This window comes from Tardiphaga sp. GW822-FHT04G09 (assembly GCF_058800725.1).
This window is the reverse complement of record NZ_JBXAMO010000003.1, coordinates 237,182-261,857: the sequence shown is the minus strand read 5'-3', so window position 1 is coordinate 261,857 and position 24,676 is coordinate 237,182. Positions and strand designations below refer to the sequence as shown.

Here is a 24,676-nt window from a genome sequence, read left to right as displayed (position 1 = left end):
CGCAAGAAGTCGATGGGTTTCGCTCCGGCGCTTCGCGCCTTCGCTCTACGCATCCTACGGGCTCAGCCCTTCCGCCACGGCACGATGGCCCGCTCCAGTGCGTCGAAGCCGGCATTCATCACGAAGCCAATGATCGCGATGACAAACAGGCCGACATACATGGTCTGGACGTCGAACAGCTCCCACGCATTCCAGATCATGTAACCGAGCCCCTGCTTGGCGCCGACCATCTCGGCGATGGCGATCAGCACCAGCCCCATGCCGGCGCCAAGCTTGATGCCGGTCATGATCAGCGGCAATGCGCCGGGCAGCGCCACGGTGCGGAACATGTTGAAGCGGCTGGCGCCGAAATTGCGGCCGACATCGAGGAAGATCGGCGCAATCTGGCGCACGCCCGCGGCCGTATTGATGACCACCGGATAGAACACGCCGATCGCCACCATGGCGATCTTGGAACTTTCACCGAGACCGAAAATCAAGAGCATCAGCGGCAATAGCGAGCTCTTCGGAATCGGATAGGTCGCCGAGATCAGGGGATCGAAGGCGGCCCGAACCGGGCGATACAGACCGACGGCCAGCCCGATCACGATCGCCGGCACGCAGCCGACGACAAAGCCCACGACGAGGCGATACAGGCTGGCGCCGACATGCCGCCACAGGGCGCCGGATGACGCCAACTCGAACAGATGCTTCACGATATTCGAAGGCGCCGGGAAAAACCTGACATCAACGATGCCGGTGCGCGCGCAGATTTCCCACAGGCCGAGCAATACCAGCGGCGACAGAATGCTGATGGTACGGTCGCTCCACAGCGAAGGCGAGCGGGCCGAACTCATGCCTTGCTCCCCGGCTCGCGGCTGCGCGCGCGATCGACCTCTTCGCGCAACTGCGCCCAGATGTCATAGACCAGTTCGCCATAGGCCGGTGTGTGCCGGAGTTCGACGACATTGCGTGGCCGCGGCAGATCGACCGGCACGATGGTCTTGATACGGCCGGGGCCGGCGGTCATCACCATGATGCGATCGCCCAGCGTCACGGCCTCGTCGACGCTGTGGGTGATGAAGACCACGGTCTTGCGCGTTTCTTCCCAGATTCGCAGCAGCTCCTCGTGCAGCAGCGTCTTGTTCTGTTCGTCGAGCGCCGAGAACGGCTCATCCATCAGCAAAATGTCGGGATCACTGGCGAAGGCGCGCGTGATGGAAACGCGCTGGCGCATGCCGCCGGACAGTTGATGCGGATAGAGCGTCCGCGCGCCATACATGCCGGTCTTGTTCAGATAATGCCCGACCACGTCATCGATCCGCGCCTTCGGAACATTGCGCATCGTCAGGCCATAGGCGGCATTATCCCATACGGTCATCCAGGGAAACAGCGAGTCCCCCTGAAACACCATGGCGTTCTGCGGATGGCCGGGCTGCGGATCGGCGATGACGATCCGGCCGTCCGATGGCGCATCCAGCCCCGCAAGCATACGCAGCAGAGTCGTCTTGCCGCAGCCGCTCGGGCCAACCACCACGAAGAAGGTGCTGGCCGGGATATCGAGCGTGATCCGGTCCAGCGCCAGTTGCGTATCGTGCCGCTTGGTGACGTCGCGCAGGCTGATCTTCGGCGCGGATACTCGCCCGCCATCCCCGATTGCTGCTGTCGACATCTGCACCGCCATCGTTACGTTTCCCTGCGCCGTTTTACCTGGGCCGCGTGAACGGCCCCAGGACCGGCTTCAGCACATCGACATAGGACATATCGACAACCTTGGCAGCCTCGATGTCGCTGGTGACAAGGCCGCGCGACTTGAAATAAGCGAGATCGGTCTCGACGCTCGGGAGATTGACCTGGCCATCGGGATCGATAAACACCGGCACCATCTGCTGCAGCAGCGTCATGTCCTTGATCCCCGTCATTTCGGCGATGTCCTTGATCATGCCCTCGGCGCCGGGACCCGCGATCTTGCCGTCCTTCAGCGTCGCGTCATAGGCTCGCACACCGCGCAGATAGGCCTTGAGGAAGGCCGTCACCGTCTTGCGATCCTCGGCGAACTTGCCATTGATCAGCAGCATGGCCGTCTGCTGCACCGGATAGAAATCGTCGAGGCCGCCGAAGCGTACGGCGACGCCATTACGCACCATGGCCGTCACGCCGGGCTCGGCCGAGATCGCCGCATCGATCGCCTTGTTGGCGAATGCCGTGAGATGCTGCGGGAATGGCAGGAAGATCTTTTCGATATCCTCGTCCTTCAGACCGGCCTTTTTCAGCGCCTGATTGATAACGGATTCATCGGCCGCACCATTGGCGATGATCGCGACCTTCTTGCCCTTGAGATCGGCAAGCGTCTTGAATGCGCCTGACTCGACCAGGTCCTTGCGGACCATCAGCGCCTTGTAGCTATAGCCGGCGATATTCGTGCCCTTGTCGGCCACCATTTTCAGCTTGAGACCACGATTGACGGCATTATAGAGCCCGGCCGACGCAGCCCCTGCGGCGGCGTCCAGATCGCCCGCACCGAGCGGCGCGACCATCTTGGCACCGGAATCGAACGGGATGAGTTCGACCTTGACGCCCTCTTCCTTGAAGTAGCCGCGCTTCTCGGCGAGGAACAGGCCGATATCGGATGACAGGTTGGTGGTCCCGACCTTGACCGTCTTCATCCCCTGAGCATGCGCACTTCCCATCATCGATATCGCAACGGCAGCGACAACAAGCAGACGTTTCAGCATGATCGGTCCTCTTTATCTCGCATGAAAATGATGGGCAAAACGCGCCGCAACTCAGGGCAAACGTGGAAACAGACGTCTCGGATTGGTTTCGGTAATCAGTTCGATATCGGCTTTGGAGAAACCCGCAGCCTTGATGCCGGCGAGCGGATCGCGGTCCGCCGGCGGGAACGACTCATCGGTGCCGAGCGCCACGCGTTCGATACCCACTGCATCGGCGAGAAAGCGCAGCGCCTTCGGCGCATGAACGATACTGTCATAGCCGATGCGCGACGCGTAGACAGACGGATCGCATTGCGCGACGTCGCCCTGACCCGCACGGTCCATCCGCGCATGCATCACGTCAAAACGGCCCAGCAGATACGGGAACGTACCGCCGCCGTGGCTGAGGACGATGGACAAAGCAGGGAAGCGATCGAGCACACCGGAGAACATGATGGAGCCGATGCCGAGCGTGGTGTCGAATGTGTATTGGGCGATCTGCGTCAGGGCAAATTTTGCGGCGCGCGGCGCGGCATCCACCAGCACGGGATGCAGGATGACCGGCAGTCCCAGCGCTTCCGCCTTGCTCCAGAACGGATCCAGCGGCTTCTCGCCGATATTGATGCCTTCGATATTGGCCGGGACCATCACAGCCACGGCGCCGAGATCCACGGCGCGATCGAGCTCGGCCGCAGCGTCGGCTGCATCGACCAGCGGCACCGATGCGACGAAGGAAAAGCGGTCATTGTTCGTATGGCACCAGTCGCCCAGCGTATCGTTGAGCATGCGATGCCAATGCGCGCAGGCATCTTTTTGAAGGCCGTAGCCGTAAATGTCCGGCCATGTGGCCACCAGTTGCCGGTCGAGACCCTGACGGTCGAGGCTGGCACGGCGTTGTTCAACAGGCTCGACCAGTTGCGGGAAGAACGGCCGAACCCTGAAACCGTAATCGAAGCCGAGGGCCGGCGGCTTTCCGTTCCCTGACGGCAGCAGCCTCACGCCGCAATAGGCGCCGCGGCCATCGATCGCGGACAGAAGCTGCGGCGGCACATAATGGGCATGGATATCGATCGGCACAATCAGTCCTTATGCGGCATTGGTCCGGCGCTCGCGCGCATCCTTGATGAGGCGCCACAGACGCGGTGGCGTCAGCGGCAGGTGATGAATCTCCACATGCAACGGCGCCAGCGCCGCCGCCACCGCATTGGCCGTCGCTGCGGCGACAGCAACGATGCCGCCCTCGCCCGCGCCCTTGGCGCCGAGCGGGTTGCTCGGCGACGGCCGAAGCTCCAGCGTCACCGCGCGCAGCACCGGAAAATCGCTCGCGGTCGGCACCAGATAATCGGCCAGAGAGGCGTTCAAGAGCTGTCCCTGATCGTCATAGATCAGATGATCGAGAAAAACGCCACCCAGTCCCTGCACGATGGCGCCGATCGCCTGTCCGTGCACGATGGCCGGATTGATGGCACGACCGACATCTTCGACCGCGATGTAATCGAGAATTTTCACCGCCCCGGTACGTGGATCGACGGTGACATGCGCCGCATGGGTGCCATAGCTATAGGTGCGCACATTGTTGGAGAATGTGCCGTCTGCCTGCAATTCGCTGTCGGCTGCGAGCGCCGCGAACGACACGGACGCGCCGTTATCGGCGATGACGTTCGCATCGACGATCTTCAACTCGCTGTTCGGCCTGCCCAGGTGATTGGAGGCACGCTCCAGGATCTTCTCGCGCAGCCGGGTGGCGGCATCGAGCACGGCCGAACCGCCCATCACCACCGCGCGCGAATGATAGGTGCCGAAGCCTTCATCAAGCAGCGTGGTCGAGCCGTGCAGCACGCGTATACGATCGAACGGGACCGATAGCGTATCCCCCGCGATCTGGCCGAGCACCGTCTCCAAACCCTGCCCCAGCACGGATGAGCCCACAACAACCGTCAGCGAGCCGTCTCTTTCGAGCGTGACTGCGGCATTTTCCTTCGGGCCGGCGCCGCCGCTTTCGACGAAACAGCCGAGCCCGATGCCATGACGTACGCCATCGACCAGTTTGCCCTGCAGATGTCGTTTCTCGGCCCAGCCGATCTCTTTCAAGGCACGTTCGAAGACCTCGACATAGTCGCCGGTGTCGTAGGATGTCGGCCCTTCATAGGGTACGAGCCCGTCGATGGGATAGGGCAGCTCCTCTTCGGTAATCAGGTTCCTGCGCCGGATTTCAGCGACGTCGATGCCGAGATCCATCGCCGCCATGTCGATCAACCGCTCGCGAAAGAAATTTGCCTCGAAGCGGCCCGGCCCGCGATAGGTGCCGACCGGCGTCTTGCTGGTCATGAAAGCTTCGACCGACACGCTGACATGGGGGATGCGATAGGGACCAGGCAGAAACTGCGCCGCCTTGGCCGGCACCACGCCGCCATTGGTGCGGATATAGGCGCCCATATCGGCGAATATCCGGCCGCGCAAACCCAGTATCATTCCGTCACTGCGGCAGGCGAGCGACAATTCGCAGGCGACATCGCGTGAGTGATTGATCGCCATCAGATGTTCGCGGCGATCTTCGATCCATTTGACCGGGTGCGCCAGTTTGCGGGCAGCGAAGGGGATCAGGAAATCCTCGGGATAGAACTCCCCACGGACGCCGAAGCCGCCACCGACATCGATCTCGATCAGATCGATATCATCCTGGCGAAGGCCCAGCATCTGCGCCAGCGCGCGGCGGTTATAGAACGTGACCTTTGTCGCGCCCGTGACGACGAGTCGACCGGCCGACGAATTCCATTCTGCAAGCAGACCCCGCGTCTCCATGGGCAGCGCCGTGTGGCGCTGCACGCTGAAGCGCTCGGTGCGCACATAGTCCGCCGACGCGAACGCTTTATCTGCATCGCCAAACCCGGCATCGTAGCGCAGCGCGACGTTATCGTCGGCTAAGTCGAACAAGGGCGTTGCGCTTGCACCGCGTTCGGTGACTGCCGACAGCGCTTCAAATTCGATGCCGATCGTCTCCAGCGCGTCCTCGGCCAAAGCGCGGCTGTCAGCAACCACGACAGCAATGGGCTCGCCGACATAGCGCACCTTGTCGCGCGCGATCACGGGCTGGCGGAATGGCTCGAATTCGGGCAGCGGCGCCAGGCGAAGCGGGATGATGGGGATGACATCGCCGATGTCGCGGGCTGTGATCACAGCACGAATGCCCGGCATGGCCAGCGCAGCCGATGCGTCAATCGCCAGGATACGCGCATGGGCGATCGGGCTACGCAGGATTGCGGCATGCAGCATCCCCTCGACGGCGAGATCGTCAGCAAAATTGCCGGACCCCGACAGGAAGCGCGCATCCTCCATACGCTCGACCGCGCTGCCAACCAGGAGCTTGGCGACATCGCTCATTGCGCCGCCTCACGTTGCACGTCGCGATAGGCAATACGGGCGTCCATGATCGCCGCGATGATCGGCAGATATCCGGTGCAGCGGCAGAGATTGCCGGAAATCACCTCGCGGATGCGCTCCTCATCCGCCTGCGGCTCATCGGTGAGCAATGCATGGGCGGTTGCGAGAATGCCGGCGGTGCAAAAGCCGCATTGCAAAGCGTGATGCTTACGGAATGCCAGTTGTAACGCGCCGAGATGCGCAGCGCTGCCGAGCCCCTCGACGGTCGTCACCTCGCACCCTTCTGCCTGCGCCGCCAGCATCAGGCAGCCGCGCACGGCGGCGCCGTCGACGATCACCGTGCAGGCACCGCAGACGCCGTGCTCGCAACCCAGATGCGTTCCGGTCAGGCGGAGTTCGTTGCGCAGCGCATCTGCGAGCGTAGTGCGCGGCTCGACCGCGACGGTCGCCGCCGCGCCGTTGACGGTGAAGTGGACGGGACGTGCGGAGGTCATGCGGCCTCCGGCAAGATGATATCGGCCGCACGCGCCAGGGCCCGCTCCAGCAACACACCCAGAAGATCGCGGCGATAGGCGGCTTCCGCGTGGATATCATCGGCAGGATCGACCGCATCCCGCGCAGCCGTCGTAGCCTCAAGTATCGCATCCATATCAATCCGGCGGCCATTGAGGAGAGCCTCGACACCTGGTAGTCGCACAGGACGATCTGCAACGCCGATGACCCCGACATGCGCATCGAACGCCAGACCTTGCGCATCGATGTCGTAAAATGCCGCAACGCCCGCCAGCGCAAAATCCCCGCGGCGGCGGGCGAACTCCTCGAAGGCCCAACGCCGTGCCTTCTTCCATGGTGGCAGGTGTATACTGGTCAGGATCTCGTCGGCCTCCAGAACCGTGCTGAGTCCGCCGGTAATGAACTCATCCGCGCGCACGATGCGGCACCCGTTCGACCCGACGATCGTCAGCATCGCATCGCAGGTCACCGCAATGCCGGGCATTTCGGCGGCCGGATCAGCATGGGCCATGCTGCCACCGACGGTACCGCGGTTACGGACCTGGTAATGCGCGACATGGGCAACGGCCGCCGCCAGTAGCGGATGCGCCTGCGCGAGCCGCGCATCATGCTCGATATCGCGCCAGGTCACGAGGGCGCCAAAATCGATGCCCTCAGCGGAAATACTGGTAGTCTTGAGATCGGGTAGCCGCCCGATATCAACCAGGATGCTCGGTGCCGCCAGCCGGAATGCGAGCATCGGCATCAGGCTCTGTCCACCCGCGATCAGCTTGGCATTGCCACCGTGGGCCGCGAGCGCGGCAATCGCCTCGGACAGCGTGGCAGCGCAAATATAGTCCAGCGGCGGAAGCTTCATGGGCTATTTGCTACTTCTCAATTGCTGAGAACACCATCTTATCTTATAAGAACCACAGCGCACGGCAATGTTTGTTCGTGCGCAAATCATATCCACATGCTGCCCGTTCCGATGGCAAGCATTACCGAATGGAGGTTCCGTTGGCCATCAAGAGAGCAACAGCGTCGAAACGCGCTGACGTAACGGAGCGTCCTCCCGCCGCTGACGGCAGTTCGCGAAAGATACTTCGTGCCTTGCTGGCCTTCTCTACCGATCGTCCGCGGCATTCAGCGGAAAGCCTGTCGGAGCAGATCGGGGTGCCGCTGTCGTCGACCTATCGCTATATCGGTATCCTTCGCGAAGCCGATCTCATTGATGAAGACGGCCGCGGCTCGTTCGTGCTGGCACCGCGCGTCATCGGCCTGGCCCAGGCCGCCCGCGCCGGCACCGACCTCGCCTCCATTGCACGCCCCTTCATGAAGCGCGTCTCCCAGGAAGTCGGAGAAACGATTATCCTGCTGCGCCGCTCGGCCGATCGCGCCGTGTGTATCGAGCGCGCCGAATCGTCGTCGCGTATTCGCCTGACCTTCGAGGTCGGAACGGCATTGCCCCTGCACCGTGGCGCCGGCCCGAAAATACTGCTCGCTCACATGCCGGAAGCGGAATGCGAGGCGATCCTCGACGACGCGGTTCTGCGCGAGCCCGGCTTTGCCCCGCATCGGAGGTTGCTGATGCGTGAACTCGCCATGATCCGGGAACAGGGGTGGTCGGAGTCACGCGCCGAGATCACACCGCACGTCTATGCCGTCTCCGTTCCGGTGCGTGACCCCAGCGGGGTGGTCGCCGCCATCTCTTTCGTGACGCCGGCATTCCGCACGCCGAAAGCCAGCCAGATCAGGCTGCGCGAACATCTGCAGCATGCGGCCAAGGATATCAGCAGGGCCTATGCAGCCGTCAGTCTTTGACGGCTGCGCGTAACCGGCACGATCAGATCGGATAATGCTGCGGGCCGGTCTCGATGGTGATCCAGCGCAGTTCAGTGAATTCGGCAATGCCGGCTCTACCGCCGAAGCGGCCATAGCCCGACGCCTTCACCCCGCCGAACGGCATCTGTGCCTCGTCATGCACCGTCGCGCCATTGATATGGCAGATGCCGGACTCAATCCGCTTGGCGACATCCAGCGCGCGGGCGATATCGCGGCCGAACACGGCGGCCGAGAGTCCATACTCCGTATCATTGGCCACACGCACGGCTTCCTCGACGCCATCTACACGCACGACGGTCACGATCGGGCCAAATGATTCCTCATTATAGATGCGCATGGCCGAGGTGACGTGATCAAGCACCGTGGCCGACATCAGCGTGCCTTCGACGCTGCCGCCGGCCACGACGCGCGCGCCCTTCCCCACCGCATCCTTGATCAGTGCCTGCAAACGATCTGCCGCGTCGGCGCCGATCAGCGAGCCGAGCGGCGTATCGCCCTGGCGTGGGTCGCCGGCAACGAGTCCGCCGGCCTTGGCCGCCAGTTTCGCCACGAAGGCATCAGCGACCTTCTGGTCGACCACGAGACGCTCGGTGGACATGCAGATCTGGCCCTGATTCATGAAGGCACCGAAAGCCGCTGCCGCCACCGCCGCATCGAGATCAGCGTCGTCGAGGACTACCAGCGGCGCCTTGCCGCCGAGTTCGAGCAGCACCGGCTTGAGATAGGTCGCGGCGGTCTGCGCGATGATGCGGCCGACGCGGGTCGAGCCGGTGAAGTTGATCCGCCGCACGGCGGGATGCGAGATCAGCGCATCGATCAGCGCCGGAGCATCCTCCGGCGCGTTGGTGATCACGTTGAGCACGCCGGGCGGCAGACCCGCCTCGCGCAGACATTCGCCGATCAGCCGATGCGTACCGGGGCAAATCTCGGACGCTTTCAGGATCACCGTGTTGCCGCAGGCCAGCGGCAACGCCACGGCCCGCACGCCAAGAATGACCGGCGCATTCCACGGCGCGATGCTGAGCACGACGCCCGCGGGCTGGCGGATCGCCATCGAGATGCAGCCGGGCTTGTCCGATGGAATGACCTCGCCGGAAATCTGCGTCGTCATCGATGCCGCTTCGCGCAGCATGTTGGAGGCGAGATGGACATTGAAGCCAGCCCAGCCGGCGGTCGCGCCGGTTTCCGACGCCATCAGGGCAATGAAGTCTGGCGCCTTGCTGGCAAGGATATCGGCGGCCTTCAGCAGGACGGCACGGCGTGCACCCGGGCCGGTGGACGACCACGCAGGGAAAGCAGCGGCAGCGGCATCGGCCGCTCGCTTGGCATCGGCGATCTGCGCAGCCGCAGCACGCGAGGCGACGTCACCGGTCATCGGGTTGAGACGATCGAATGTCGCGCCGTCGATGGCCTGCACATCCTGGTTCTCGAGCAGCAGATTGATCTGGTTCATGGCGATGTCCTCCGTTCGATGTTTTTGAAATGCTCAGGCTGCGCCGCTGGCGAGTCCGCCGAGATAGGCGCGGCGCACGGCGTCATCGGATTGCAGGGCAGCCGCGGTACCGCTGCCGGTAATCCTGCCGTTCTCGATCAGATAGCCGCGATCCGCGATGGCGAGACTCTCGCGCGCGTTCTGTTCGACCAGCAATAACCCGACACCCGTCTCGCGCACCTTGCGCAAGGCCGCGAACAATTCGCGCACCAGCAACGGCGAGAGACCAAGCGATGGTTCATCGAGCAGGAGAATATCGGGGTTCGACATCAGCGCGCGGCCGACTGCCACCATCTGTTGCTCACCGCCGCTCATGGTACGCACGGTCTGTGCCAGGCGCTCGCCGAGCCGAGGAAACAGCGTCATCACCTTGGCACGCTGTTCGGCCTCGACGGCCCGTGCGCGTTTCGGATTGGCGCCAAGCAGAAGGTTCTCGGCCACTGTCAATTCACCGAATACGCCGCGGCCTTCCGGCACCAGTGCGAGCCCGGCTTCCACGATCTCATGAGGCGGCAGACGGGACAGATCACGACCGGCAAGTTTGACGATCTTGGCTGGTGACGGCAGCAAACCGGCAATGGCCTTGAGCAACGACGACTTGCCGGCGCCATTGGCGCCGAGAATGACAATGATCTCGCCGCGCTCGACATGGAGCGCCGCATCGCTCAGCGCGTGATGCTGGCCATAGGTGACGCTGATATTGGAGACCTCAAGCATCCGCAGGCACTCCCAGATAGGCCTCGATCACCGCTGGGTCGCTCAGCACAGCATCTACGGGCCCTTCGGCGATCTTGCGGCCGCTGCTCATGACCACGCAGCGATCACATAACGAGCGGATTGCATCCATCACGTGCTCGACCAGCAGGATCGACAGCCCCTCATCCTTGAGCGAGCGGATCAGTTCGATCCCGATCAGCAATTCGGACGGGTTCAGACCAGCAAGCCATTCGTCGAGCAGCAGCAGGCGCGGCTGCAGCGCCAGCGCGCGTGCCAGTTCGAGCCGCTTGCGGTCGATATAAGTGAGCTCCGACGCGGGCCGTCCGCCAAATCCGGCGAGACCGACACGCGCGAGCAGGCCGGCTGCAGCCGCAGCCATCGCGTCGCGTGCAAGCGGCGCATGATGAAAGGCCAGCCCGGCCTCCACATTCTCGCCGCAGGTCATGCCATCGAGCACGCGGACCAACTGGAAGGTGCGCGCGAGACCGAGACGCGCGATGCGATGGGTCGGCCAGCCCGCGATATCGTGGCCAGCGAAGGCGATCACGCCGGCATTCGGCGACAACACGCCGGAGATCAGGTTGAGCGCCGTGGTCTTGCCGGAGCCGTTGGGACCAAGCAGGCCGACAATCTCGCCGGCATGTACCGTCAGGTCTATGCCGTTGACGGCGACGAGGCCACCGAAAGCGCGGGTCAGGCCTTCGATGCGGAGCACCGGCGTTGCACTGGGGGTCATGCCTGCGCTCCCCGCATCTTCGACGCCGTTGGCCGCCAGCTCTTCAGTCTCTCCCATAATCCAACCACGCCTGATGGCAACGCATAGACGATCAGCAGGAACACCACGCCCATGATCAGGGTCGATGTGCTGGGGAAGCGTGCGGACAGGACGTCGAACAACAGCGTCAGCGGAATGGCGCCGAGCGCCGGACCCCACAGGCGATGTGCCCCACCAAGCAGCGCCATGATCACCACTTCGAAAGAAATCGTCGCGTTGAAAGCGATCGAGGGCTCGATATAGGTGAAGCGCGGCGCCATGATCGCACCGACCAGTGTCATGAAGGTAGCGGTGATGGTGAACAGCGCCACCTTGGCGATAGTGACGTTGATGCCGCAATGCCGCGCCACAGTCTCGTCCTCGCCGATGATCCGCAGCGCGAAGCCGAAGCGCGAGCGGGCGATCAGCCAGCCGGCACCGAACACGATGACAGCCAGCGCCAGCAGCTGCCAGTAGATGTCGTTCTGGGTGATATCGACAAAGACGTAACGGCCGAGCACGCGCGTCTTGTTGACCTCGTACCAGACCACGATCTGGCGCACGAGTTCGGCGAGACCGAAGGTGAAGATGACGAAATGCACGCCGCTCAGCCGCAGCGTCGAGAGGCCGACGATGACGGCCATGAGAGCGCCGATGACGGCAGCAATCAGCAGCACCAGCGACCACGGCAATTGCTCACCCAGCACCGCGACGGTGTAGGCGCCGACACCGAAGAAGGCTGTCGTTGCGAGCGACACGTAGCGTGTCGGGCCCGAGAACATGCCCCATGCCGTCGCCAGCACCGTGAACTGCAACAGGCTGATCGCCAGCGCGAGATAATAGGCGTCGACCACCATCGGAACGAAGGCGAGTGCAACCACCGCTGCAAGACAAATCGCACCGGTTGTCATTTGCGCGCGGTTCATCGCTGCGCCCTCCCGAAAATGCCGGCCGGCTTCACCAACAGCACACCGAGGAACAGCGCGAAATTCACCGCCAGCGTCAGCCCGGGATCGATGAAGGTGGCCACCAGCGCTTCGCTCAGACCGAGCGCAAGTCCTGCCACCAGGCAACCGAGCAGATTGCCGACGCTGCCCATCACGACGACGATCAGGGCCTTCATGGTGAAGACCACCCCGGAGGTAGCGCTGAAGGTCAGGAACATGCTGATCAGCACGCCGGCGGACGCCACGAGCGCGCCGCCGAGTGCAAAAGCGAGTGCCGATGTCCTGGTGACGTCGATGGCCACGAGCTGCGCCGCGATGGGATCGACCGCCACCGCGCGGATCGAGGTGCCGATCCGTGTGCGCGTCAGCGTCAGATAGAGCGCGAGACCGACGACGACCGCGAGACCGAAAGCGATCAGGCGATTCAGCGCCAGCACTTCGCCGACGATCGTCACCGGCACAGCGAGGAACGAGTAGCTGAAATAAGCGCCGCCAAACATCGTCAGCATGATGCCCTGCACGATGAACATCATGCCGAAGGTGGCGAGAATGCTATCGACCTCAAGGGCGTCGCGGGTGCGCGCGCGGCGGACCAGCGGCGTGAGCAACACGCGATACAAGAGATAGCTGACGCCGAAACTGACCGGAATGACAAACGCCAGTCCTGCGAGCGGATTGAGCGCCCAGCCGGTGAACAGCCAGTAGGACGCAAAGGCCGCGCCGATCAGGAACTCGCCATAGGACAGGTTCATGATCCGCGCCACGCCATATTGCAGGGTGAGCCCCATGGCGATCAGCGCATACATGCCGCCCAGCACGAGGCCGGTGAGAACCGCGTTTGTCATTCTGTCAGGCCAGATACAGGAGAGACGCGATCACTGCGCCTTCCACGCCGGCTTCGGCACGACCGGCGCACGCGCGCCCTCGTTACCCGACGGGCCGACGCCATAGAACTCGCCGTCCTGCCACTGCCCGACCCACCAGTATTTGGTCGGCATATTGTTCTCGAGCTTCACCTTGCCGATCACGGTGTCAAAGGTGCCGCTCTGCAGGTCCTTGATGACCGCAGCGCGATCGACCTTGCCAACCCGCTCGATCGCCTGCTGCAGCATCTGCAGGCCGGCATAGGTGACCGCACTCGCCCAGCGGTCCGGCTCGGCGCCATTCGCGGCCGACGCCTTGTGGCGCGCCAGATAGTCCTTGATGGCCGGGCTGTCACCGCTCCAGCCGCCGATGCCCATCACACCTTCCGCATTGGCGCCGAACTTCTGCTTGAACAGCGGGAATGCCGTGCCGACGCCGGTGTAGAAGATCTTCGGATTGAAACCGGAGATGCGCGACTGTTCGGTCATGGCGATCGTGTCCGGCGGATAGCTGAAGGCGATGAACACGTCGGGGTTCAGTGCCTTCACCTCGTTGATGATCGGGCTGAGATCCTGCGTGCCCACCGGATAGGTCTTGTCATAAGCCAGCTTGAATTTGGCGGCTGTCAGAGCGGGCCTCGCGGCACCAGAGAGATCGATGCCGAAGCCGTCGGCGATGCTGGCCATCGCCACGGTATCGCCGATCTTGCCTTCGCTGCGCAGCTTCGTCAGCAGCTCGACCAGGGTCTTGGCGGCATCCGCGCTGGTGCCGAGCAGCCAGAAACTGTTGGGCCAGCGCTTCGCCAGTTCGGGCGCGCGGTCGGTCACTGCCGTCGAGGCGATATGCGGATAGCCGGCCTTGTTGAGGATCGGGCCGACCGCGAGATTCAGGCCCGTGCCCCAGGGCGGCAGGATGAAATCGACCTTGTCCTGGGTGATCAGCCGCTCCAGCGCCTTGGCGGCTTCCTCGGCGCTCGACCGGTCGTCATATTGCACGACCTCGATGGGCACGCGCTTGTCGCCGAGCTTGAGGCCGCCGGCGGCGTTCACCTCCTTGACCCACAGCTCGTAGTTTGGAATCGTCGTCACCGCAGCGCCGCCGGCCGCCGGGCCGGTGCGTGAAATGGCATAACCGATCTTGACCGACGTCTGGGCCTCCGCCGCGCCGTCCCATCCGACGACCGCCGCACCGGCCACTGCGAGTAGTCCCGCCGCGAGGCGCTTGACTGCTGACACCATGATATCCTCCCCGAATTCTTTTCACCGACGCCTTGTGGCGTTCGATGGCGGGAGACTAGTCGAGCGCTTGGACCTGGGAATTGGACGCATCCGGGGAAAGATTGTATTGATCCGTATAGGCGAGCTATTTCGCGCGACGGATTGTCCCAGTGCTTGAGACCGCGCACATCGTTTCGGGTCCGGCCGGCTTCATGGAGAAGCTGCTTCCCGCTTTGCATGCCGACAGATTCGTGCCCGGACTGGCGCCGCGCAGCTGGACCATCCGGCAGTCGATTCCCCGGCGCTCGCATTTGCTGGCGATCGAAACCCGGCGCGGCACCGCGATAATGCGCGGCACCACGGTTGCCATTCAGTCCCCCGGCCTGTTGTGGCTTCCCGGCGATCACGAAGGCACGCTGCAGGTCGAGGCCGGCGCGCAGGGCTATCTGATTTCCGTCTCCGACGACGTGCTGACGCGGACCGTGGCGAGCAGCGCCGAGGCGCTGCATCTGCGACGGACCATTGACCGGCTGGTCCTGCTTGAAGGCAAGCAACTCGCCACGACCTTCACTCCCATCACCGAATCCTGCGCCACACTGGTGCGCGAGTTGGGCACGCCCGGCCGCGGCAGCGCGACGATGAGTTCGACGCATGTGTTGTTGCTGTGCCTGCATCTCTGGCGATCGCTGATTTCGGAGGAGCCCGCCGACGATGCTGCGCAACGCGGCGACGGCCCCCGCCTTGTCGGCAATTTCCTGCAGATGGTCGAACTGCATTATCGTGACAGCTGGCCCATCGCCCGCTATGCCGCTGCGCTGGGCGTCACCGACGACAAGCTGCATGCGCATTGCAAGCGCGAGAAGGGTTGCAGTCCGCGCGCCATCATACATCAACGGCTGATCCACGAAGCCTGCATGCGCTTGCGGCAACTTGATCTGCCTGTCGAGCAGATCGGCTATGGCCTCGGCTTTCGCGACCCCGGTTATTTCAACCGCTTTTTTCGCAAATATCAGAACGCCTCGCCTGGCGCCTATCGGCGCCGCGCGCGACTCGATCCAGGTCAGCACGGTCCGTCCTATGCGGCGTGGCCGTAACTGTCCCACCATCGATCAGTGCTGTGTCTCTTTGAAACCTGCGTGATCAATTTGGAACAGCACGCGTTAAGCATGACTCGATATTGAATCGGGGTCACAACATCCATTTCCGCGCTCTGTTTCAGATGTCACTTCATGACGCCGTTCACTATTCGGCCCAAAGCGCTAGTGAAAGGTGCCTACGAGATCGTCGTCGACGTAGGATCGCACCCATAAGACGCATGCGACGGCGCCAATTACCGACTCCAGGTAGAGCGGAATACTACTTTGCGCAACGAGGCTGCATTCACTCAACTGTGTCCGAGTGTTTCCGCCGATATGCCTTATCGCGAAGGTCAAATCTTAGACGTTGTGCTGGTGACAAAAGGCTGCGAAAGCAGGATATTGATGAAATTGCGACTTATCAGCGCACCAACGAAATTGGCGTTCACCCTTTTTCATAGTGTCGGCCCATGACTATCGAGATCGTCCAGATCGTCCAGGAATTGAGTTCGGTCGGCGGCGTTGAAAGCGTGGCCAGCGAACTCGCATGCGCCTTCAGCCGCGCCAAGATCGCCAACACAGTTCTCGCCAGCGCCGTCGGCGACAAGGCAACGCCAGGTACGCGCATCGAGCGCGTCGGCGGCTGGCTGTCACGCATCAAGACGCGCGGCGTCCTGCGCTATCTTGGCCGCGCTTTTGTCGTTCCTACCTTCACTTTTCTGGCGACGCGCGCCGCCTATCATCATCCCAAGGCCGTCATCGTGAGTCACGGTGACAGCCTGACGGGCGACGTGCTGGTCGTGCACGCGGTCAATGCGCAGAGCCTCGCCGAAAAGCGCAACGCCGGTTCCTGGTCATGGATGCTGAATCCCATGCACCTGTGGGTGGCCCTGCGTGATCGCTGGATGATCGGCGGTCTGCGCTATCGCATGTATGTCGCGGTCTCGCCGCGCGTCGCGACCGAACTGCAACAAATCTACAAGGTGCCGGCATCGCGCATCCGTGTGATCCCCAACGGCATCGACCTCAATCGCTTTACCCGCGATACCGCGGCCGGTCTCAGGATCCGTAAGGAATTCGGCATCCCCGCACACGCCAGGCTGCTGCTGTTCGCAGGCCATGAATTTCGCCGCAAGGGTCTGGCGCATGCCATCGGCGCACTCGAGCGTCTTGGACCCGATGTCTGGATGCTGGTGGTGGGCTCGGACAATCCTGCGCCCTATCGCAAGCTGGCGACAACCTCGAGCAATCGGCTGGTCTTCGCAGGATCGCGTACCGACATGCCTGCGTTCTACGCTGCGGCCGATGCCTTCGTGCTGCCGACTGCCTATGAGACTTTCTCACTGGTCTGCATGGAAGCCATGGCCTGCTCGACGCCGGTTTTCGCGACGCCGGTCGGCGGAATCGAGGATTACCTTGTCGATGGCGTCAACGGCTATCGCATCAAGATGGATAGTGCAGATATCGCAGAGAAGATCGCGACGGCTTTCTCCGATCCGGCAGCATTGGCGCGGCTGCGCGAAGGAGCGCATGCCACGGCACTGAACTACGGCTGGGATTATGTCGGCTCGCGCTACATCGAACTGCTGGAGCAGGTGCAGGCCTCGAAGAACGAATTTGCGCCGGGCGCGATGGCGGTCGGCGCCTGATCGCAAACGCCTGCTTCAAGGGAGCGGCCGGGCGACTTCCCGCCTGGCATCGGCCGCCTGCTGGCAGGCCGACACCAGCGCATTCGCGACTACCTCGTAAGTGAAACGCGTCAGCACATTGTCGCGCGCGGCCACACCGCGATCCAGCAACTGCTGCGGATCGGCAGCAAGCCGATCCAGCAGTGTCGCCAGGGCATCCGGATCGCGCTCGGGAACAATCCAGCCGCCCTTGCCGACAACATCGGGAATAGCACCGCCCATTGATCCGATCACCGGCACGCCGCAAGCCTGCGACTCAACGATGACCCGGCCGAACTGCTCACGCACGGCGCTGGTGGTGCGTGTCAGCAAGATCATCGCATCGAGGCTGCTCAGAAACGACGCGACATCGGCGGGTCTGCCCCACGCCTGAAACGTGACGCGGTCGGTCAGGCCCATTTCGACGACACGCTGCCTGAGTGCAGACTCATGAGGGCCTTCGCCCATGATCGCCAATGTCACATGCGCCGTGGCGCGCTTCATCGCATCGAGCGCATCGTCGAGACCCTTCTCCTCGACGAGACGCCCGACATAGCCAATGCGTAGTCCCTGCCCGGGCGCAGTCGGAGCCCGGCGCTCGCCGGTCAGATTGAAGGTCGCGAGATCGACACCATAGCCAATCGGCGACGTTGGGCCGGCATAGCCGCGGGCGCGGACGACAGCTGTCGCCTCCGGACTACGCGAGAGGATGTGATCTGTATTCCGCAGCACCTCCTTGCGGATGAATTCGAATGGCGGCGGCAGGCGCTTGAGGATGTTCTGATCGACTTCCAGGACCATCGCGGCGCGGCCCTTGAGAATGCGTGCCTGCATCGCGACGACGCTCCACGGTTCTTCCCAGAGATGGATCACATCTGGATCGACCTCGCGGATAATGCGGCGCAGCCCCGGATAGAAATGCAGATACCAGCTCATCGGGCCCGCTCGCGGCAGGCGGATCGGCATCACATGCACGGTCATGCCGGGATCGTCGGACGGATCTGCAATAATCGTGCGGCCGAACTGATACCAGGTCGCCGGGACGACGAGATGCATATCGACGTCATCGCGCCCGACGAGCGGGTAGTAACGCAGGCGCCCCGCATCGCGGCTGACGGCGGGGTGGGCGATCGAAAGAACCTTGAGGCGACGAGTGCTAGACACGCCCCGTCATCCTCGCGGCCACACCCGTCAAGCCAGACAGATGCAGCTCCATGGTTGCAAGGCTGCGATCCGCACCGTTGATCGTGCAACGTGGCAGGTTGTAGGCATCCTGCCCGTTGCGTACGAGGCCCTTGCGCGTCGTCGCCGCGCTCGCATAGCCGGCATCACGCGCGATGGCGAAATCACGCGGACCGCAATCGCCTGAACGCCCATAGGGAAATGCAAAATGTCTGGCGGGAATACCGAGCCGCTCGACCAACCGGTCGCGGCCGCCCTTGAGTTCAAAGCGCGCGTCATCGGGCGACAGCGACGAAATGCGGGCATGCGTCACGGTGTGGCCGCCGATCTCCACCAGCGGATCGTCGCGCAGCTCTTCGAGCATCTCCCAGGTGATCGCATGCTTCCAGTGCATCGCGTCGATGTCGACACCGTTGAGTTCGCAAAATTTCGCGTAGCAGCCGGCCGCCTGCGGGCCGTCCCAACGATCCGCAATCCGATGGAAGGCTGCACGCTTGGCGTCTGATGTCGGCACGTCGATCGCGCCGTCCTCGAGAATGACCCGGTCGTTGTTGAGCAGAGTATCTTCAAGACCCGCGGCCCACAGCGGAAGCGTACCGTCAGGAATGCCCGTCGTGACGAACAGCGTCACCGGCACGTTGTGACGGCGAAACAGCGGCACGATCTCCTCATAGGTATCGCGATAGCAATCGTCGACGGAGAAATTGGCGAAACGGTCGTTGGGCTTTCCGGCCTTCGAGCGCTGGATCGCCTCTTCCATCGTCACGACATCCCAGCCGCGTTGCTTCAGATGCGACAGGAACTGATCGAGAAAATTCGTATCGAGATAGAAGTCGCGGTTCGGCAGCTTTTCCCAGGCCCGAGCTGAAGCGCCGCGGTGAAAGGTCATCAGGCAACCGCGCGTGCCCATGAACATGTCGGCAGCCATGCTGATCGGGCGAACCAGCGCTTCGGACGAAGCTATGCGTCGGGCGGCGCTGGATAACAGGTGCTTCATCGAAAAGTCCTCAGACGATCAACGCACTCTCTAATACAAAAACACATACTAAAATCACAAGCGCCCCCGGACGCGCGCAAATGCCGCAATGTAAACGCCGGGCATCAGCATGGCGACAGACAGGGCAAGGCAGACCAGATAGGCAAAACCACCGGCGAAAAGTCGCTGCCACGGGCCCGTCAGGACCTCATGAATTTGCCAGCTGAAAACTGCCATCAGCGCTGCCGGGAAACACGCGAGGAACATCAGGTAGAGCAGCTTGCGCCGAGACCCCAGGACGACCATGACGCCAGCCAGAAGAACGATACCACGGGCGGCTTCACCCAGTCCAAGTAACAACGTGCCCCATTCGTGCGCCGTGGGCAGGTATGAGGTGAGAAGGTTAACTACAATATTAACCAGATAGGCACTGATAATGATGGCCGCGGCCGCAAGATTCCGGCCCGCGCCATTGAGGATGCGGATCAGGATCCAGCCAAGCGTCGCAGCCCAAAGGCCAAGTGCAATGCCGCGCAAGGCCTGACTGGTCAGAAACAGTGCCTGCTCGTTAAAGGCGCCGCGCAGAAAAACCAGCCGCACGATCTCCGGCGCGAACATCGCGAGAAAGACAGAGGCCGGCACCGCGAATGCGAGAATGGGCCGGGCGATCCCTTCGATCTGCACGCCGACATCCTTTGGCGGATGGCTGGACAACACCGCCAGCCCGACCGGCTGGCTGATCAGCAGCAACGCGCTTTCGGTCAACGTCCGCGCATAATCCATCGAGGCCACCGCACCGGTCCCGACCCGCGATGCCAGCAGGCGTTCGATCCAGACATTGGCCTGTTCGGCGACCGGTAGCGCGAGCAGCGGTCGCAACCGACGGAAGAAATCGCGCCCCGATGCCAGCACCGATGACAGCGACAGGCCCTTGAAGCTGAGCACGCCCTCGCGCCACATCGTGTAGAGGCCCCAGGCGGCGAGCGCATTGAAGGCAACCGAGAACGACCAGGCCAGTGTATGGAAGTTGCCGGACACAGAAACGAGAGCAATGCCCATGAGCACGGCCACGTTCAGGATGCTGGCGCGGACATTCGTCAGGCGAGTCCGGCCGAGCGCAATTTCCCCCGAGGCCAGCACATTGATCATCGCCGAGGCCGGCATGCCCAGCGCCATGATGCGAATGAAGTCGAGGGTAAGCCTTCGCCCCTCCGCCGAGAAGCCGCCGACCAGCGCGTCCACGGCCCTCTCGCCGAGGGCCTGCAGCCCGATCATCAGGATCATGGCGATGCCGGTGATCGCCACGGTCATGGCACCAAGGCGCTGAGGTCCGTTGCCGTCCTTCAACGCATCCCGATGCATCGGGATCATCACGGCCGGCACAGTTTCGTTCTGCAGGAAGGCCAGCGGCAGCATCACCGCCGTGATCGCGCCACGAAAGCCATCGGCGACCAGCGAGGCGCCAAGCACTTGCGCCATCAATATCTCACGGCCGAACCCCAGCAGCTTGCTGGTCAGCGCACCGCTGATGAGAATCGCCGTGAACTTCCGCGTCGAGTGCCGGGCTCCGCTCATAGGCGCGCCGCCGCGGTCCGATCAGGGACCATCCGAGCTTTCAAACCGAGAACCGAGCAGCGATACGCGGTCACACGGGAGCTCCCGCAGCCGCTCGCCCGATCAGGCTCGAGACCGTCTGCAACATCTGATCGACGCTGTAGTGCGACCGCGCCCGCGCTTCGGCATATCGCAACTGGCTCGCCAGCTCAGGCGGGCGCGACATCACTCGTGTGATCGCAGTGGCCAGCGCATCGACATCGCCGGGCGGTACCAGCGTTCCGGCCTTGCCGACCTCGAGAATATCGGAGGCGGCGCCGGCATCCGTTGCAATTACAGGCACACCCGCGAGCATGGCTTCGACGAGCGTCCGGCCGAAAGGTTCGGGATCGATCGAGGGATGGATCATCGCATCGACGGCACGCATCAGCCTCGGCACGTCGTTGCGCTGGCCGAGGAAATGCACGCGATCGCCAAGACCGAGATCCGCCACCATCCGGTTGAGCTTCTCGGCATAAGGTTCCTCGCCGAACAGCGCAGCCCCCGCAATGATACAACTGACGCCCGGGGTCTTTGCCAGGGCCTGCAACACGACATGCTGCCCCTTCCAGGCCGCAAGGCGGCTGAAGACGCCGACAAGCGGCCCTTCGGGTAATTTCAGCTCGCGCCGGATCTCCAGCGGCGTGTCTGCGTCCGGCGGCACATCAAGACCGTTGGGCACGATCGCGACCAGCTCCTTGCGGCCGCCTTCGGCAATGAAGGCATCCGCAGCGGCTTGCGAAGGAACGACCACCTTTGCCGTGCAATAATTCGCCAGCGTCACCTGCACACGGCGCTGCGTGGCGCCGAAATGCTCGCTGCTGATGATATCGTGGAGGTGCCAGATCAGCGGACGCCGCGCCAGCGTGGCGGCGACGGCCGACAGCACAAAGGCCTTCTGCGAGTTCGCATAGATGACGTCGTGACGGCGCGCTTCGCCCGTCAATTCGGCAATGATGGCCCCGAGCCGGCCAATCAGCGGAAAGGCTTTCAGGATCGAACTGTCGCGCCTGACATCCGAGAGCCCCCTGCCCCAGCGCGACACGCGCACCTTCAGGCCCTTGGCAGCGAGCGCCTGATGCAGTGGGCCATCCTCAAACAGGAAGGCGGCCTCGCCCGCCCATGGCTGAACGAGATCGATCAGAACCAGTTCAGCGCCGGAGATCGAGCCTGTATGGCAGACGAACAGAACGCGCGGAGCAGGCATCACGTCGCCCCGGCATAGGCATCGTTCGAGAGCCGGTCCGTACTGCGCGGTGTGTTGGCATCCGGCATCATGGTGACGGCAATGCCGAAGACATTGCCGCCGGCGACACGGATCGCGCTGGACGTCGCCACCGCCTGCCCGATCGACGAGCGGCCGGAACGCATGCAGAGCAGCACGCCATCGACCTGCCTGGCCAGCACGCCCAGATCGGTCTGGATGCCCGGCGATGGCGCGTCGATCAGGACGACGTCGTAGATCTGGCTCCACAGCAGCAGGTCGCCGAGCGGTTTGCGCATCAGCAATTCGGCGGATGCCGAGAACGGCCCAGCAGGAATGACGTCGAGATTGGGAGTCGCGGTGCGGACCACCGCTTCGCGCGGCGCGATGTCGCCGCGCAGAATTCCCTGCAGCCCCATGCTGCTGCGCAAGCCCAAGGCTGTTTCGAACTTCGGCGCGCCGAAATCGCATTCGATCACCAGAACGCTGCGGCCGGCCGTTGCGAGATGCTGCGCCAGAGTCAGGGTCAGAAACGTTTTGCCCTCGGCGGTCGTCGGCGACGCGACCAGAATCTTGCGGCGTGTCCTGGCGTCGTTCGACGTCAGCAGGCCCGTCGCCAGATCGCGCAGCGCATCCTGATAGTGCTGATCCTGCAGTGCGAGTGGCAGCGCACGCGCCAGCGAAGCGCCGGACTGCGCCGTGAGAATTGCACCGATCGGCGATTCCGATGGATCGCGCTTGACGGTCGGCAATCGTGCCAGGATGGGCGCGCCGGTGACCACGGCGAGCTCCGATGACAATGCCACCGGCGGCGGTCCGGGACGCGGCGCCACCGGGGCTGTCGCCTGGACAGGAGCCGGAGCGACGGGCGTAACGACAGCGGCAGGCTCGGGCGCCGCTGCGCGCGCCGGGCGAATGGTCGCCATCCGCAGCCGGGATAGACCCGCAAGATTGACGCGATCGCCGAAGAAGGCTGCGACGAGTGCGAGCAGCAGGCCGAGCGTACCGCCGGCGGCAAGGAACGGGATTTTCTTCGGGAAGAACGGCTTGGCCGGCAGTTCGGCAAGGCTGACCAGTCGTGTATTGCCGATCAGCACGCGGCGCTCGGTTTCGAGTTCGCTGGCGCGCTTGTAGAGATCGGCATATTGCTGGCGCTTGATCTCGGTGCTCCGCACCATGCTCTCGATCGAGGCTTCGTCCGATGTCGCCGAGCCGACCTCAGCCTTTACGGCATCCATCTGCTTCTTCAGCGAATTCACCAGCGCATCATTGGCGTCATAGGCCTTCTGCGCGCTGGCCGCGATGCTGGCCACTTCCGTGGCCATGCGCCCCTTGATCGCAGACTGCTCCTGCTCCAGCGCACGCAGCGATGGATGCCGGGGCCCGAGTACATTGGCCTGACTGGCGAGCTGCGCGGTGACGACCGTGAGCTGCTGCTTGAGATCGGCGATCGAACGGTTCGACAGCACTGAAGGGGAATCGACAGCGCGAGCCTGATTGGCCTTGATCTCCTGCAAGCGGGCCAGCGCTTCGGCGCGCGCGGTTTCCGCCGTGGACAATTGCTGGCTGATGCTGGTCAGCCGCTCCGAGCTGATCGGTGCCAGCGAACCACGCATCAGGCCCTTGTTGCGGCGAAAGGCCTGGATCTTGGCATCGGCGTCGCGCAACTCGATATCGAGCTGCTTGGCTTCCTTCCAGAGATAGGACGCGGCGATCTCGCGGCTATTCGCCCCTGATGTCCGTTGCTCGTCAAGAAACGCATTGGTCAGCGCATTCGCCATCTTCTGCGCGACTTCGGGCATCGACGAGGTGTAGGAGATATTGATGACGCGGGAACGTCCGACAGCACCGATCGAGAAATTGCCCGACACGTATTCGATCAGCGCCGCCGTGTCGGTCTTCATTTTCTCGCAAGTCGCGGCGTTGCCCTTGCTCTGACACTCTTCGATGGCAGCTTCGGTAATGCCCGGCTGCTGCATGGCGAGCCGCAAGACCCGCGGCGAGCGCGCGATCAGCAGCTGGCTTTCGACGTCGGCGGGGTCGCCGATCTTCTGCGCCCATGCGGCCGAGGCGTTGGTGTTGCTGGGCTCCTGCTCGGCGACAATCACCGAACCTGTGGCGAGATAGCGCACGGGCAGCACGACCAGCGCAATGACCGTCAGGATCATCACGCCGAGAAACACAGCGCCGAACAGGCTACGATTGCGCCAGATCTTCAGCAACGGGCTCTCGCTCGCCGCGCCATCGGCGGTTTCGGTATTCGTAACACTGGCGCGTCTGGTGAACATGCGTGTCAGACTTTGCTATGGCGCGCTGGCACCGCACATCCTTGCGCCGCAACGGCGCTCACCCAGCGCAACCACCCATGAACGACCGCGACACGCATACTGAACCCCTTGTCCCCGAACCACAAATCCACTGCAGGGAGCAGGCCTACTATCCATTCATTAGGGATGTTTTGGTTAAGGGCGGGTTTAAAATGATAACCAATACGTGTGCACTGCCCAAATAGTAGGCTGTTACGCGCATCCCTCGGCCGGTGCCGCATTTTAGGGAACTACGTAAGCATGGTGGTATTG

At 63.1% G+C, this 24,676-nt stretch carries 21 protein-coding genes; 3 read left to right on the top strand and 18 right to left on the bottom strand.

What is annotated here, in order from left to right; all coding sequences use genetic code 11:
• Nucleotides 1–62: 62 nt before the first annotated feature.
• From AC1RLZ_RS07965 to AC1RLZ_RS07935, 7 genes are read right to left on the bottom strand one after another with little or no spacing between them, the layout of a single operon-like run.
• Nucleotides 63–836, bottom strand: a complete 774-nt coding sequence (locus AC1RLZ_RS07965; RefSeq protein ID WP_493188202.1) for an ABC transporter permease — start codon at nucleotides 834–836, stop codon at nucleotides 63–65.
• Entirely contained in the window at nucleotides 833–1,651 is an 819-nt protein-coding gene (locus AC1RLZ_RS07960) for an ABC transporter ATP-binding protein (RefSeq protein WP_493188201.1), read from the bottom strand. The genes AC1RLZ_RS07965 and AC1RLZ_RS07960 overlap by 4 nt, the downstream gene beginning before the upstream one ends.
• 34 nt (nucleotides 1,652–1,685) lie before the next feature.
• On the bottom strand, nucleotides 1,686–2,714 hold the full coding sequence (locus AC1RLZ_RS07955) for an ABC transporter substrate-binding protein (protein WP_493188200.1): 1,029 nt from the start codon (nucleotides 2,712–2,714) through the stop codon (nucleotides 1,686–1,688).
• A 51-nt stretch (nucleotides 2,715–2,765) separates the two neighbouring features.
• Nucleotides 2,766–3,770 carry an amidohydrolase family protein gene (locus AC1RLZ_RS07950; protein WP_371424257.1) on the bottom strand — a complete coding sequence of 335 codons (1,005 nt, stop codon included), beginning with the start codon at nucleotides 3,768–3,770 and terminating at the stop codon, nucleotides 2,766–2,768.
• Between the two features lie 9 nt (nucleotides 3,771–3,779).
• Nucleotides 3,780–6,074 carry a xanthine dehydrogenase family protein molybdopterin-binding subunit gene (locus tag AC1RLZ_RS07945; RefSeq protein WP_493188199.1) on the bottom strand — a complete coding sequence of 765 codons (2,295 nt, stop codon included), beginning with the start codon at nucleotides 6,072–6,074 and terminating at the stop codon, nucleotides 3,780–3,782.
• A complete protein-coding gene (locus AC1RLZ_RS07940; RefSeq protein WP_493188198.1) occupies nucleotides 6,071–6,568 on the bottom strand; it encodes a (2Fe-2S)-binding protein in 498 nt (165 codons plus the stop codon). Before AC1RLZ_RS07940 ends, AC1RLZ_RS07945 begins: the two co-directional genes overlap by 4 nt.
• Nucleotides 6,565–7,443: an FAD binding domain-containing protein gene (locus AC1RLZ_RS07935; RefSeq protein ID WP_493188197.1), complete on the bottom strand. Its 879-nt coding sequence runs from the start codon at nucleotides 7,441–7,443 to the stop codon at nucleotides 6,565–6,567. The genes AC1RLZ_RS07940 and AC1RLZ_RS07935 overlap by 4 nt, the downstream gene beginning before the upstream one ends.
• Before the next feature lie 140 nt (nucleotides 7,444–7,583).
• On the opposite strand from AC1RLZ_RS07935, the gene AC1RLZ_RS07930 reads away from it, so the two are divergent.
• The gene (locus AC1RLZ_RS07930; RefSeq protein ID WP_493188196.1) at nucleotides 7,584–8,387 is read left to right on the top strand and encodes an IclR family transcriptional regulator; all 804 of its coding nucleotides are present in this window, start codon (nucleotides 7,584–7,586) and stop codon (nucleotides 8,385–8,387) included.
• A 22-nt stretch (nucleotides 8,388–8,409) separates the two neighbouring features.
• On the opposite strand, the gene AC1RLZ_RS07925 is transcribed toward AC1RLZ_RS07930, so the two are convergent.
• The 6 genes from AC1RLZ_RS07925 to AC1RLZ_RS07900 are packed head-to-tail and all read right to left on the bottom strand — an operon-like array spanning nucleotide 8,410 to nucleotide 14,420.
• Nucleotides 8,410–9,861, bottom strand: coding sequence for an aldehyde dehydrogenase (locus AC1RLZ_RS07925; RefSeq protein ID WP_371424262.1), 1,452 nt, complete (start codon nucleotides 9,859–9,861; stop codon nucleotides 8,410–8,412).
• Nucleotides 9,862–9,894: 33 nt separating this feature from the next.
• Nucleotides 9,895–10,617: an ABC transporter ATP-binding protein gene (locus tag AC1RLZ_RS07920; protein WP_493188195.1), complete on the bottom strand. Its 723-nt coding sequence runs from the start codon at nucleotides 10,615–10,617 to the stop codon at nucleotides 9,895–9,897.
• The gene (locus tag AC1RLZ_RS07915) at nucleotides 10,610–11,353 is read right to left on the bottom strand and encodes an ABC transporter ATP-binding protein (RefSeq protein WP_493188194.1); all 744 of its coding nucleotides are present in this window, start codon (nucleotides 11,351–11,353) and stop codon (nucleotides 10,610–10,612) included. The genes AC1RLZ_RS07920 and AC1RLZ_RS07915 overlap by 8 nt, the downstream gene beginning before the upstream one ends.
• The gene (locus AC1RLZ_RS07910; protein ID WP_493188193.1) at nucleotides 11,350–12,297 is read right to left on the bottom strand and encodes a branched-chain amino acid ABC transporter permease; all 948 of its coding nucleotides are present in this window, start codon (nucleotides 12,295–12,297) and stop codon (nucleotides 11,350–11,352) included. Before AC1RLZ_RS07910 ends, AC1RLZ_RS07915 begins: the two co-directional genes overlap by 4 nt.
• Nucleotides 12,294–13,163: a branched-chain amino acid ABC transporter permease gene (locus AC1RLZ_RS07905; protein WP_493188192.1), complete on the bottom strand. Its 870-nt coding sequence runs from the start codon at nucleotides 13,161–13,163 to the stop codon at nucleotides 12,294–12,296. The genes AC1RLZ_RS07910 and AC1RLZ_RS07905 overlap by 4 nt, the downstream gene beginning before the upstream one ends.
• Nucleotides 13,164–13,193: 30 nt before the next feature.
• Nucleotides 13,194–14,420 carry an amino acid ABC transporter substrate-binding protein gene (locus AC1RLZ_RS07900; protein WP_493188191.1) on the bottom strand — a complete coding sequence of 409 codons (1,227 nt, stop codon included), beginning with the start codon at nucleotides 14,418–14,420 and terminating at the stop codon, nucleotides 13,194–13,196.
• 149 nt (nucleotides 14,421–14,569) lie between these two features.
• On the opposite strand from AC1RLZ_RS07900, the gene AC1RLZ_RS07895 reads away from it, so the two are divergent.
• Nucleotides 14,570–15,493 carry a helix-turn-helix transcriptional regulator gene (locus tag AC1RLZ_RS07895; RefSeq protein ID WP_493188190.1) on the top strand — a complete coding sequence of 308 codons (924 nt, stop codon included), beginning with the start codon at nucleotides 14,570–14,572 and terminating at the stop codon, nucleotides 15,491–15,493.
• A 452-nt stretch (nucleotides 15,494–15,945) separates the two neighbouring features.
• A complete protein-coding gene (locus AC1RLZ_RS07890) occupies nucleotides 15,946–17,124 on the top strand; it encodes a glycosyltransferase family 4 protein (RefSeq protein WP_493188189.1) in 1,179 nt (392 codons plus the stop codon).
• A gap of 15 nt (nucleotides 17,125–17,139) precedes the next feature.
• Here AC1RLZ_RS07890 and AC1RLZ_RS07885 read toward each other — a convergent pair whose 3' ends face one another.
• From AC1RLZ_RS07885 to AC1RLZ_RS07865, 5 genes are all read right to left on the bottom strand, one after another.
• Nucleotides 17,140–18,306, bottom strand: a complete 1,167-nt coding sequence (locus AC1RLZ_RS07885) for a glycosyltransferase family 4 protein (protein WP_493188188.1) — start codon at nucleotides 18,304–18,306, stop codon at nucleotides 17,140–17,142.
• Nucleotides 18,299–19,321: a polysaccharide deacetylase family protein gene (locus tag AC1RLZ_RS07880; RefSeq protein ID WP_493188187.1), complete on the bottom strand. Its 1,023-nt coding sequence runs from the start codon at nucleotides 19,319–19,321 to the stop codon at nucleotides 18,299–18,301. Before AC1RLZ_RS07880 ends, AC1RLZ_RS07885 begins: the two co-directional genes overlap by 8 nt.
• 54 nt (nucleotides 19,322–19,375) lie before the next feature.
• On the bottom strand, nucleotides 19,376–20,875 hold the full coding sequence (locus tag AC1RLZ_RS07875; protein WP_493188186.1) for a lipid II flippase MurJ: 1,500 nt from the start codon (nucleotides 20,873–20,875) through the stop codon (nucleotides 19,376–19,378).
• A gap of 70 nt (nucleotides 20,876–20,945) precedes the next feature.
• Entirely contained in the window at nucleotides 20,946–22,100 is a 1,155-nt protein-coding gene (locus tag AC1RLZ_RS07870; RefSeq protein WP_493188185.1) for a glycosyltransferase family 4 protein, read from the bottom strand.
• Nucleotides 22,100–24,385, bottom strand: a complete 2,286-nt coding sequence (locus tag AC1RLZ_RS07865) for a GumC family protein (RefSeq protein WP_493188184.1) — start codon at nucleotides 24,383–24,385, stop codon at nucleotides 22,100–22,102. The genes AC1RLZ_RS07870 and AC1RLZ_RS07865 overlap by 1 nt, the downstream gene beginning before the upstream one ends.
• Between the last annotated feature and the right edge of the window lie 291 nt (nucleotides 24,386–24,676).

Excerpts from the sequence above, each read along its gene's own strand:
- AC1RLZ_RS07945 (WP_493188199.1), bottom strand. The coding sequence starts at position 6,074 with ATGAGCGATGTCGCCAAGCTCCTGGTTGGCAGCGCGGTCGAGCGTATG.
- AC1RLZ_RS07915 (WP_493188194.1), bottom strand. The coding sequence starts at position 11,353 with ATGACCCCCAGTGCAACGCCGGTGCTCCGCATCGAAGGCCTGACCCGC.
- AC1RLZ_RS07890 (WP_493188189.1), top strand. The coding sequence starts at position 15,946 with ATGACTATCGAGATCGTCCAGATCGTCCAGGAATTGAGTTCGGTCGGC.
- AC1RLZ_RS07925 (WP_371424262.1), bottom strand. The coding sequence starts at position 9,861 with ATGAACCAGATCAATCTGCTGCTCGAGAACCAGGATGTGCAGGCCATC.
- AC1RLZ_RS07940 (WP_493188198.1), bottom strand. The coding sequence starts at position 6,568 with ATGACCTCCGCACGTCCCGTCCACTTCACCGTCAACGGCGCGGCGGCG.
- AC1RLZ_RS07955 (WP_493188200.1), bottom strand. The coding sequence starts at position 2,714 with ATGCTGAAACGTCTGCTTGTTGTCGCTGCCGTTGCGATATCGATGATG.
- AC1RLZ_RS07965 (WP_493188202.1), bottom strand. The coding sequence starts at position 836 with ATGAGTTCGGCCCGCTCGCCTTCGCTGTGGAGCGACCGTACCATCAGC.
- AC1RLZ_RS07920 (WP_493188195.1), bottom strand. The coding sequence starts at position 10,617 with ATGCTTGAGGTCTCCAATATCAGCGTCACCTATGGCCAGCATCACGCG.
- AC1RLZ_RS07870 (WP_493188185.1), bottom strand. The coding sequence starts at position 22,100 with ATGCCTGCTCCGCGCGTTCTGTTCGTCTGCCATACAGGCTCGATCTCC.
- AC1RLZ_RS07875 (WP_493188186.1), bottom strand. The coding sequence starts at position 20,875 with ATGAGCGGAGCCCGGCACTCGACGCGGAAGTTCACGGCGATTCTCATC.
- AC1RLZ_RS07905 (WP_493188192.1), bottom strand. The coding sequence starts at position 13,163 with ATGACAAACGCGGTTCTCACCGGCCTCGTGCTGGGCGGCATGTATGCG.
- AC1RLZ_RS07865 (WP_493188184.1), bottom strand. The coding sequence starts at position 24,385 with ATGTTCACCAGACGCGCCAGTGTTACGAATACCGAAACCGCCGATGGC.
- AC1RLZ_RS07960 (WP_493188201.1), bottom strand. The coding sequence starts at position 1,651 with ATGTCGACAGCAGCAATCGGGGATGGCGGGCGAGTATCCGCGCCGAAG.
- AC1RLZ_RS07910 (WP_493188193.1), bottom strand. The coding sequence starts at position 12,297 with ATGAACCGCGCGCAAATGACAACCGGTGCGATTTGTCTTGCAGCGGTG.
- AC1RLZ_RS07935 (WP_493188197.1), bottom strand. The coding sequence starts at position 7,443 with ATGAAGCTTCCGCCGCTGGACTATATTTGCGCTGCCACGCTGTCCGAG.
- AC1RLZ_RS07880 (WP_493188187.1), bottom strand. The coding sequence starts at position 19,321 with ATGAAGCACCTGTTATCCAGCGCCGCCCGACGCATAGCTTCGTCCGAA.
- AC1RLZ_RS07900 (WP_493188191.1), bottom strand. The coding sequence starts at position 14,420 with ATGGTGTCAGCAGTCAAGCGCCTCGCGGCGGGACTACTCGCAGTGGCC.